Consider the following 9,700-nt stretch of genomic DNA (forward strand, 5'->3'; position numbering starts at 1 on the left):
CGTTTCAATCCGCACCCGGCCAATTGGCCGGGTGATGCTCTACTCACGCAACATATCACTACGTAAGAAGATTCCTGTATTTTCCCGCGAACCCACTCTAGAAAGCCACTGATTTCGGCTCATGGATTTTGTTCTGCGTGAAAATGCTTTATCAGCCATCAAGTTAGCCCCTGCGCGAAAGCCCCGGGTATTCGCCGTTGATAGAGGTTCGCGCACTCAGGCAATGAGAGGGCCTTCAAAGTCCACGGAGCGGAAGCATCCATGTTGTTTGACGCGCACTTCCACTGGTTCGGTGATGCGGTAGAAGCGCAGATTATCCTGATTTTCGTCGATTTCAGCGAGCAGCGTGCGCTCCAGTTGTTCAAACTGCATTTCGTTGACGGTGCATTCGAACACGGATTTCTGTACGCGCTGTCCCATCTTTTCGCAGGCTTTTGCAACCCGTCTTAGCCGCTTGCGTCCGGCCGCGGTTTCGGTGGAGACATCATAAGTGACGATGATGAGCATGCGATTTCCTATTTAGCCAGATAAGGCAGATAGCCTTCCATCTCGCCGCGGATCGTGCGTGCGATGAAACGTGCCTGGATGAAGGGTAGCAGGCCGATGGGGATTTTGTTTTCGGTGAGCGGATGGGTGATTTCTTCCTGTTTGCGTTCCTGCCAGGCGGTGACGACAGCGCGGCGGCCTTTGTCGTTGAGCATGACAGCACCGCCTTCGCGTTCGTCAAAATCAGCGGCAGTGATTTGGCCACGGTTGATGAGGGTAAGGGCCAGCCGGTCGGCAAGTATTGATCGGAACTCTTCCTGCAAATCCAGCGCGAGCGCGGCACGACCGGGGCGCACGGTGTGGAGGAAGCCGAGCTGAGCATCCAGCCCGGTGGCCTCAACGGCGGAGCGGCAGTCATTCATGCTCATGGCGTAGAGGAAGGAAAGCAGCGCATTGAAACGGTCCAGCGGCGGGCGGCGGGTGCGGCCATTGAGTGCAAATGATGCACGCGTCTGGGGTTTGACAATGAGGTTGAGGGCAGCGAAATAGCCGCGCGCGGCTTCACCTTCCACGCCGCGCAGTTCGTCCATGGTGTTGGCAACGGCTGCTGCGCGCAATGAAGCGGCGAGGTTGTCGGCGATGCGGGTGAGTGTTGCGGCTTCATCCGGATCGGCGGCTTCGCGCGCACCGCGCTGCAGGTTGGTGCGGCTGTTTTTGAGTTTGCCCGCGACCACGGCACGCGCAAACTCCAGGGTGAAAGCGGGCTCCAAGGCCGCGCGGTGATGCGCCTGACGCAACAGAATGTTGCCGGAGACTGGGCCTTCGAGCCGCGCTTTGAAACGGCCTGAATCATCCAGCAGCACCAGCGATTTACCTTCATCCGCCAAGCGGTGCATGAGCGCGGGCGAGACCATGACATTACCGAAACAGACCAGCCCACCCAAGTGATGCAGCGGCACCTGGAGCTTTTTCTCGCGCTCCACGTCGATGCGCAGGGTGGCGTTTTCCAGATGCGCATAGGCATGTGGCGTCATGACGTAGAGTGTGTTTTGAACGGTGTGCACCGCTATTTCTCCGGGTTGAATAAATCTTGTCTTTGTTGGTGCTGCTTGCCCTGTCCGGCCAGCGCTTCCGGCTGGCAAATGTCTTTCAACGAGCACTCTTTACAGCGCGCATCGTTCGCCGGGGGTGGTAGTTTTCCTGAGGCGAGCATGGCCCGAATGGCATCGGCGGTTTCCTCCACCCGTTGCCTGAGTTCCGGTGTGATGGACACTTCTCGCCGCCGGTGGCTGGTAGCATGAAAAATTGCGCCTTTGGGCACGGGGCGGTTCAGCATTTCCTCCAGGCAAATCGCCTGCGCGGCGAGCTGGATGTCGTCGTGCAACTTCTGCCGCTTGGCGCCGTGTTTGAACTCGACGGGGTACACACTGCCGTCCGGGTGAAACTCGACCAGATCGGCCTTGCCAATCAGGTTGAGCCGGTCGCACCACACGGGCAACGCGCGCTCAACCCGCACACCCGACTTGATTTCGTACCCCGGCGTATCAACAAGATGGTGCACAGCCTGCCCGCGCGCCGTGTGGATGTTGTCCTCGAACGCTTGTTCCAGATGAATCAGCCCGCACTGGCGCGGGCAGTAGATCCAGTGTTGCAGGGCGGAGAGTGCAACGGGGACTGTCTCGGTCATGTTGGGAGTGCTACCATTTACGTCAGATGTATTTATTTTAGGAGTCATACCATGGCAACGATTTTAGAGGAACTGGAAGAACAAGCCTTGCACCTATCGCCTGAAGAACGCGGCCAACTGATCCACCGCCTGATTGTCAGCCTGGAAGGCACACCCGAAGATACGCCTGAAGCCATCGCCCAGGCCTGGGACGAAGAGATCGCCCGGCGCGTGGCGGATATGGATGCAGGGCGCACGCAGTGGATTCCCGCCGAGGAAGTTTTCGCGCGGCTGGACGCCATTACCAAAAGCGCCCGCTGATCCATGCGGGCTTCTTTCAATCCTGAAGCATTGGCAGAGGCGGAAGAAGCAGCGCGCTGGTATCGCACAAATGGCGGCGCCAGAACCAGCCATACTTTCTCGCAGGAAATTCGGCGCATCGTCGAATTGGCTGTCGAACAGCCCGGCCTAGGCAGCCCCGGCCTGCACGGCACATCCCGCCTGTACCTCAGACGTTTTCCATACACACTGATTTTCCGAATCCAGAACGACATACTTAGGGTGATTGCCATTGCTCACCAAAGCCGCCGCCCGGGGTATTGGGCCGGGCGGCATTAGGCATTCAGTCCTTTCATAGCAAGGTCACGCCGGGCGGCAAGTTTGCTTTGTCCACCGTCACATCGTAGTCGTCGAAGTTGCGCGGTGCGCTCATGCCGCCAGCACTTCTTCGCGGGTGATGTGCAGGCGAATCAGGCCGGGCAATTTTCCTTCGTCAAAGTGACAATGCACTGCGTCGCGTACCTGGGCATGCAGGCTGGGCATATCGTCGGCCTCGGTCACAATATCCACGCCAACAGCACGCGCGACATATCCGCCTTCAGACGACTCTTCGACCATAAAATGGATTTCGCTCATGGATACTGTCCTCCAATAACAAAGATAGCTTCTAGTATCGCCTATCCCACCACAGATAAAAAATATTGACCTTGAGCCGGGCTTTTCAACACGACTTCTGGCTGGGTGCGGTAAGCGGCTCCGGCATTTAGAACCCGTTGATTTCTTCAGGAACCAAGTTTTCCAGGCTGGCAAGCGTGTAGCTGCCATCAGGATTCACGGTTAATGTCCGATGCACTTTGGCCGAAGAATACTGACCCGATTTGCAGTGGTGTTTCCACCAGATGACTTTCAGCACTTCCATGCTGCCCGCCGGGCGCGCAGATGACTCGTCGTTTTCGAGCAACTTGGGGAGTACCTGCTTGATGGCATCGGCATCGGCGTCTGAGAAGCTGGTTCTTTCGGCAAGCTGCGGGTTCATGCTACCGAAGAACACATATACACCCTGATCGACGCGGTGCTTCATGCCCATAGTGTCGGAGCCGCGCTTGGTGCCGTCGCCTTCGCCACTGACGCTCTTGGTGATCTGGGTGCTGGTGATGTCTATGGGCTCGACGCTGAAGGCGGATTGGACGGTGACCGGGCCGCGAATGCCAATGGATACGCCGGTGTCGCCTTCATCGTCGCTGCCATCTTCCTTCTTCTTTCCGGCTTTCTTGTTGCTCTTCAGCGCAAACAATTGACCAAAGGCACGCACGTCAAACCACTTCTCGCAGGCGAGCTTGGCGGTCTCGCCAGACCCCAGTTTGTTACCCAAAACAGCTTCGGCGCGTGCGCGCAGACTTTTTGCCTCATCTGATTTTCGATCATCTGACTGAACGAAGATCATGTTTCCGTCGTCGTTCTTGCCATCTGCTACCCAGCGTTCCAGTAACCGATCCCGAATCTTCCGCTTGATCGAAACATCCGTCATTTCCCCGAAGTTTGAATAGTCAGTGCGCGGACGGTTGCCATTGAGTGGATCGCCATTGGGATTGGCGTTCTTGACGCGGAGGATGACGGCGAAGTCGATTTTGTTTTGCAGGGTGGTCATGTTTGGCTCCTTGGATTAGTTTATTCGGCAGGTATTTTTTCGTCGCTGGCGGCGGTATCCGCCTTGGGTGGGTTCAATGCCTGCCGCTGACAGTGGTAGCCAAGCAGGAATTCGCCAGAGAGCTTTCGATCGTCAAGGAAGTCCTCTTCGACAAAGCTTGAAACGACTTCGTCGTGCAGTTTTTCCATTTCATACAAAAAGCCAGGGCGTTTGGCGCGTAGGCGCGACTTCGAAGGCGTGAGGGCAAGTTCGATGGTGCGCCAGGTACTCGCCGGGCGGTCAGCGAAGCGCTGCATCAGCTTGGTGGCGGTGGTGTCGCGTGTTTCGCCGCCGACATACAGCGCTCTGCCTTCAATGTGTTCAGCAATGGCCAGGAGGCGGCCATACAGGTAATCCCGGGATGTCCGGTCTGTTTCCAGTGTCATTTGATACTCCCTTTCATTGAAAAATCCCTTGAACAGGGCGCAGGCGATGCCTAGGTTTTTCTCCCACTCCCAGTGGTTCAAACCCACCCGGTTACAGGTTCTGCGTATTACTGAATCGACAAGATCACGAGGCAGCGGTCGGCCATCGACGATGCAGGGAAGCAGCCGCTCCACCGTGGCCTTGCGTAGTTTGTCGTCGAGACGACGACCGAAGGCGGCTTCGGCGATGTCTCGCGGCGCTGGTGTGCCTACAAATCTGGATTGGTTGCCGAAGTTTTGCGGCCAGGCGTACTTCTCATGCCATGCTTGAAGTCGATCTAGAAACTCCGAGCCCATCAGCTCGCGATAGAAGGTGATGGCCATGCGCCCCGGGGTGGCTGAGTCCAGCCCCATGACGACAATGTCCTCAGTGGGGTCGATCTTTGCACGATAGCCGGCGATAGCTTTTTTCAGCCGCAGTGCGAATGCTTGGCCTGCATCACCAGCGTCAGGGAGCACGTTTTCCGTTGCCGCTTGGGTGGTTTCTTCGCTGCCGAGAAAGAGCGAGAGCGAGTCCTTGAACGGGTCGGGTACAGGCTTGCCCGCAACGGCCCAGGTGACGATCACCTGCTCTTCGTTTCGATAGGCCTGACGGTGAATGAGCCAGCGCAAAGCGTTGTGTGCCTTTTGGGTCACCTCGTAGCTGACGCCACATGCCTGCTGGCCGGTATCGTCCGTGAATCGGCCTCGGAACGTATAGCCTGAGGCGTCATTAGCGCTGATCAATTTGGCACCATCCCCGGCATGTCTGATTCGCTTGGGGTGGCTCATGGTGAGCGCGGCCTTGTCATCGCCAGTGACCATGCATACGCCCATCAACTGTTTCGTGCTGGCATCAAACTTTGCCCAAGCTTCTTGCAAGGAAGTGTCTTCCCAAACGGCGGTGCATGGGTTGTTGGCTTCCCGGACATGCCAGCGGATGAAGGCATCTCCTTGGTCACGCTCGCCAGCCTTTGCGGTCAGTAAACGAAAGAGGTCGGGGGCTTGGTCTCCTCCTGTCCAACGGGTCAACAACTTTCCATCGGAATCGATGTGAAGGATTTTTTCCTTGACCAGATCAGCCACCACACAGCCCTTGCGGATATATACAAGTACTGCCTTGGCCTTGGGATGGCTGAATTCGGATTCGCACCACCTGCCAAGTTGCGCCTCGTATTCCTTGAAAAACGAAGGCTTTCCACCGCCATGTTCTGGGTAATCAGCGGCGCAGTATTGCACCTTGTCGCACAGGGGGTGAGGGGGTGGCTTTATACCGACACGCCCAGCCGATTGTTCTGTAGCGGGAATAACGGTCTCTTCTTTCTGAACGATTCTGGCATTTTTGAAATTACCATCGGCATCCAGCGTGATTTCAATATGCGCTTGTTGTGGCGTGTGGCTAATTGGCATCAGGCGTTCCGCCCAGGGCGGTTCCCGTCCCTTGCACTGCTCATAGGTTTCATGGAGTTTCTGAATCCAGCTCATGTCAGCACCCCAATTCCGCTGCATCGTCTTCGACGCTGCGCAAGTTGCCCTTGCCGAACTTCTTTGCGCCCATCTCCCGAGCGAACTTGCGGATGGTGCAATCCTCCGGGCGGATGAAGCGGATATGACCATCGGTCATGGTGGGTCGCCAGAAACGGGCATGCAGTTCTTTCAAGCCGGTTTCGTCAGGGTAGTCGAAGCCGTGGAACATCAGGCTGTAGGCGAGTTCTCCAGCGTCGTCGTAGTCGCCGTCACCTGAGCCAAACTCGCAGGGTTCGGCATAGCCCTGACAATCCCGCGTCCCCAGAAAGATGTCCTGCCGACCGCCCCGTTCCAGCATGCGCTGGGCGACGGCGTAGTGTTTGCCTTCGATCCGGTCGTCTTCCAACTCAGGCCGATGCGTGTTCCATTCAAAATGGGCGCGTACTTGGTATTCCACGTCGGCCAGGAAGGTGTAAATGGCCAAGGTATTACCGCCGCCGAATTCCAGTGGCTTGGTGCCTTTGGTCTGGGTGCGGATACGCTTCATCACGCGCACCTCATCAATGATCCAGATGAAGGTGGGCTTCCAGTAAATGGACTTGGCGATACCCTTGAGCGCTTCATAGGTGGGGATGTGGTACGAGCACTTCTCGCCACCGATTCGCGTCAGCGGGTCGGTGAACAGGGCATGGCGTGCCGAGACTTTGAATTCAATGCTATTTCTTTCAGCCACAGAGAACCTCCATTTTTCCATCCGGTGTTTCGCTCAAGCCGAACTCGGGGCTGTAGTAACGCGAGTCAAGGAACAGTATGCCTGTTCCCTCCTGGATTTCCTTCACCGCACCGGCCTTGGTGAGCCGTTCCAGTGTTTGCGGGAATACGTTGACGGTGAATTGTTGTGCCCGACGCAGCAGGTCGAATTCTTTATCGGGCAGGTAGGCCGCGCATAGCGCGGTGATGATGGCGCGCCCCGCTTCTCCATGCGGGACGATGACCCCGCGTGTTGGTGCGTCAATCGCCTTGAACACCTTGGCGGCAGCCATGAAGGATTGGTGCAGGTAGATGTTGGGTGCCTGCCCCTTGGTTCTTCCATATCCTATTGTGGCTTGTGAGTTGACTGAAAGCAGGTTGAGCAAGGTGTCGTTGTGCCCCAGCGTTCTGTCGGAAACCGGGTAATCCATATCACTGGCGCGGGCGAAAAAGTAGTTCTGGTAATACCACGCCATCGCTTCCGGCCCGATGCGGTTGTTCCCGAACTTGTCTGGATTTTCCTCGTAGTCGTCCAGTACGCGCTCAGCTTTGTCGCGGCCGATGCTGATGTCACGCAGCATGCCCAGGCTTTCATCTTGCGGATTGACTACATGGACAAACCCAATTTCACGGATGCCATTTCGGTTGCAGCGCCCCGCCGCTTGGGCGATGGAATCCAGCCCGGCGGTAAAGCGGATGACTGCGCCGAAATCCACGTCCACGCCGGCTTCAATTAATTGGGTGCTAACGCACAACGTCGGTTCCTGCTTTTCAAGGCGCTCTCGTACCACGGCCAGAATCGACTTGCGATGCGCCGGGCACATGCTGGTGCTCAAGTGATAAGTCGGGATGGCGGCCTGTTCACTGCATAGTCGATAGATCGTTTGCGCTGCTTTCTTGGTATTGACGATGACCAGGCAGCTACCGGCTCTCGCAGTTTCCTCCCGTGCTAGCAAGGCAATTTCATCCATTGTCCAGCCGCCCGGTTTGCGGCTGTTCTTGACTTCAACGCGCTTCAGATCATCAAACAATTTTTTTACATCCGGCATGAGTTCGTTGCCCTCTGGGATGCGGATGGACCCTTTGTTTGCATTGACCTTGTCCAGTAGCGGCTGGGTGGCGGTGCATAGGACGACCGTGCTGCCGCACTGTTCGACCAGAAAATTCATTGCGTTGTTGAATAGGTGCACGCAGTTGAGGGGAAGGGTTTGAATTTCGTCGAAGATCAGCACCGCGTTGGCCAACTGGTGCATCCGCCGTGCGCCTCGGGTGCCTGCGCCGAACAGGGTTTCCAGAAGCTGGACGCTGGTGGTGTAGATGACGGGCGCATCCCAGTTCTCAGCCAGGATTTTTCCGCGCCAGCTTTGTTCCTCGGGGGTTAGGTTGGAATGGTGTTCGAGAACTACGCTGCTCGGTTCTACGCCATCCGGCTCAAGGACTTTTCGCACTACGTCGGCGTTCTGGTCGATGATGGACGTGAATGGAATGACATAGATCACCCGATCCATTTTCACGCCGCTCGTTTCCTTGTTCGCGTGATGCAACGCAAATCGCAGGCTGGCCAGAGTTTTTCCGCCGCCAGTGGGCACTGTCAGGGTGTAGACGCCTTTGCCGCGCGACGCGCCATCCAGGCAATGGCGGGAGATGTCTTGCCGGAGTGTGTCGATAGGGTGGCGGGGATGAAGGGTTTTGAGGTGTTTTTCCAGACGGTCGATCAAAACATCCCATGCGGCATATCCGCCATTCGCCCTGAGCTTCTTCCCCTTGGGGTTCTCAAAATCGGCGCTGTCGATACGGTCAGCATCAATAAGGCAACTGAACAGAAAGCGCACCAACAACCCGATCTGCTGCTGCGCTACAGTGCTCTTATCATCTTTTCCCGGTGCGGCATGCACGATCCCGGAAATCGCTGCTTGCATGGTCTTGAGCATTTCCGGCTGGCTTGTGAGTTCGCGAGCGCGGGCAAGGATAGCCTCGTCGGCCTTGCCAAGTGCTTCATTCAAGTGACAACGGTCATCGGCCTTGTTCATGCGCCTACCGAACACGTCTTCGCCAAGGCTGTTCGTATCGGAGGACAGACAGTCGATCAGCCCGGAATGGTGGGAGGCGATGCAAAGGGAGAGAATTTGTCCGACGATCTCTCCAAGCTGTCCCTGTTTGGAGAGTTCCCGCCACACCAATTGGGCACCGGCGGTGGAGTGGTCGATTTTGCCCTTCAACCCGGCTGCATCGACGAATTCTTCGTCCTCATCCTGGTTGAGTAGGCCGACGGCGGACTTGATGTAGGCCTGAAACGCTGCGCTGAATTTCCCCAAATCGTGGAGCAGGCCGATCAGTTCTCCTTGTTTATCCAAGCCAACTTTTCCTGCAAATGCATTCGCCAGTGTTGCTACGTTACATAAATGGGTCGCGAGCGATTGCGTGGCATCATCCGATTCACGGTGGTGGGCGATGAACAGCGGTTTGCTCGCTACGTCCCCAGCTTCTGTGTTTTGGGCTACTTTTTTCGCCGTAAGTGTTTTCACTAATGACTCGCTAATCATGTAATCGTATTTTGTATCCTACCCTCGCCCAGGCCCAAAACCTGAGCCTGCTGCAAACCCTTATCCATATTGGCTTCTGGCGTGGCCGAGCTGAATTTTGACGGCTTCTTTCAACGCATCCGGCGCGATCACTTCCACATCGGCACCGTATTTGAGGATGTCCATGATGAGTTCGGTGTCGTGTGAGTAGGGGATGCTGAGTTCATAGCGGCCGTCTTCGAGCCAGCGGGATTGTTGCTCGGGGTGCCAGGTTTCATCGGCAACCCAGCGGGCGCGGTGGGCGGTAAAGCACAGGATGGCGGTGGCGACGGGTTGGCCTGCGAAGATGCCGTAGGCGCTGGCGAGTTGGCGGTTGAGGGTGGCGTCGGGCACGGTTTTAGCGGTTTTTTCCAGCGTGGTTGCCTGGCGGATGCATTCG

11 protein-coding genes are annotated in these 9,700 nt (G+C 56.7%); 2 read left to right on the forward strand and 9 right to left on the reverse strand.

Going from position 1 to position 9,700, the window contains the following annotated elements:
- Positions 1-216 precede the first annotated feature (216 nt).
- The 3 genes from cas2 to cas4 are packed head-to-tail and all read right to left on the reverse strand — an operon-like array spanning position 217 to position 2,173.
- Positions 217-507 carry a CRISPR-associated endonuclease Cas2 gene (gene cas2 / locus ACYCZJ_RS15970; protein WP_461555216.1) on the reverse strand — a complete coding sequence of 97 codons (291 nt, stop codon included), beginning with the start codon at positions 505-507 and terminating at the stop codon, positions 217-219.
- Between the two features lie 8 nt (positions 508-515).
- Positions 516-1,550, reverse strand: coding sequence for a type I-C CRISPR-associated endonuclease Cas1c (gene cas1c / locus ACYCZJ_RS15975; protein WP_461555217.1), 1,035 nt, complete (start codon positions 1,548-1,550; stop codon positions 516-518).
- A gap of 2 nt (positions 1,551-1,552) precedes the next feature.
- Positions 1,553-2,173 (reverse strand): CRISPR-associated protein Cas4, encoded by a 621-nt coding sequence (cas4, locus tag ACYCZJ_RS15980; RefSeq protein WP_461555218.1) that lies wholly within the window; start codon positions 2,171-2,173, stop codon positions 1,553-1,555.
- Between the two features lie 51 nt (positions 2,174-2,224).
- Here cas4 and ACYCZJ_RS15985 point away from each other — a divergent pair, with 51 nt between their 5' ends.
- A complete protein-coding gene (locus tag ACYCZJ_RS15985; RefSeq protein WP_461555219.1) occupies positions 2,225-2,473 on the forward strand; it encodes an addiction module protein in 249 nt (82 codons plus the stop codon).
- A gap of 3 nt (positions 2,474-2,476) precedes the next feature.
- Positions 2,477-2,770 carry a type II toxin-antitoxin system RelE/ParE family toxin gene (locus ACYCZJ_RS15990; RefSeq protein ID WP_461555220.1) on the forward strand — a complete coding sequence of 98 codons (294 nt, stop codon included), beginning with the start codon at positions 2,477-2,479 and terminating at the stop codon, positions 2,768-2,770.
- Between the two features lie 90 nt (positions 2,771-2,860).
- On the opposite strand, the gene ACYCZJ_RS15995 is transcribed toward ACYCZJ_RS15990, so the two are convergent.
- From ACYCZJ_RS15995 to ACYCZJ_RS16020, 6 genes are all read right to left on the reverse strand, one after another.
- Positions 2,861-3,067: a hypothetical protein gene (locus tag ACYCZJ_RS15995; protein ID WP_461555221.1), complete on the reverse strand. Its 207-nt coding sequence runs from the start codon at positions 3,065-3,067 to the stop codon at positions 2,861-2,863.
- A gap of 127 nt (positions 3,068-3,194) precedes the next feature.
- On the reverse strand, positions 3,195-4,079 hold the full coding sequence (gene cas7c, locus ACYCZJ_RS16000) for a type I-C CRISPR-associated protein Cas7/Csd2 (RefSeq protein ID WP_461555222.1): 885 nt from the start codon (positions 4,077-4,079) through the stop codon (positions 3,195-3,197).
- A gap of 20 nt (positions 4,080-4,099) precedes the next feature.
- Complete coding sequence (cas8c, locus tag ACYCZJ_RS16005) at positions 4,100-6,007, reverse strand: type I-C CRISPR-associated protein Cas8c/Csd1 (protein WP_461555223.1); 1,908 nt, start codon at positions 6,005-6,007, stop codon at positions 4,100-4,102.
- Between the two features lies 1 nt (position 6,008).
- A complete protein-coding gene (gene cas5c, locus ACYCZJ_RS16010) occupies positions 6,009-6,722 on the reverse strand; it encodes a type I-C CRISPR-associated protein Cas5c (protein ID WP_461555224.1) in 714 nt (237 codons plus the stop codon).
- Positions 6,715-9,264 carry a CRISPR-associated helicase Cas3' gene (gene cas3 / locus ACYCZJ_RS16015; protein ID WP_461555225.1) on the reverse strand — a complete coding sequence of 850 codons (2,550 nt, stop codon included), beginning with the start codon at positions 9,262-9,264 and terminating at the stop codon, positions 6,715-6,717. Before cas3 ends, cas5c begins: the two co-directional genes overlap by 8 nt.
- A gap of 78 nt (positions 9,265-9,342) precedes the next feature.
- Positions 9,343-9,700, reverse strand: a 358-nt coding sequence (locus ACYCZJ_RS16020) for a helix-turn-helix transcriptional regulator (RefSeq protein ID WP_461555226.1), incomplete at its 5' end; no start/stop codon positions are given.

The sequence above is a fragment of the Sulfuriferula sp. genome (genome assembly GCF_054605375.1).

Excerpts from the sequence above, each read along its gene's own strand:
- cas2 (WP_461555216.1), bottom strand. The coding sequence starts at position 507 with ATGCTCATCATCGTCACTTATGATGTCTCCACCGAAACCGCGGCCGGA.
- cas4 (WP_461555218.1), bottom strand. The coding sequence starts at position 2,173 with ATGACCGAGACAGTCCCCGTTGCACTCTCCGCCCTGCAACACTGGATC.
- ACYCZJ_RS15985 (WP_461555219.1), top strand. The coding sequence starts at position 2,225 with ATGGCAACGATTTTAGAGGAACTGGAAGAACAAGCCTTGCACCTATCG.
- ACYCZJ_RS15990 (WP_461555220.1), top strand. The coding sequence starts at position 2,477 with ATGCGGGCTTCTTTCAATCCTGAAGCATTGGCAGAGGCGGAAGAAGCA.
- ACYCZJ_RS15995 (WP_461555221.1), bottom strand. The coding sequence starts at position 3,067 with ATGAGCGAAATCCATTTTATGGTCGAAGAGTCGTCTGAAGGCGGATAT.
- cas7c (WP_461555222.1), bottom strand. The coding sequence starts at position 4,079 with ATGACCACCCTGCAAAACAAAATCGACTTCGCCGTCATCCTCCGCGTC.
- cas8c (WP_461555223.1), bottom strand. The coding sequence starts at position 6,007 with ATGAGCTGGATTCAGAAACTCCATGAAACCTATGAGCAGTGCAAGGGA.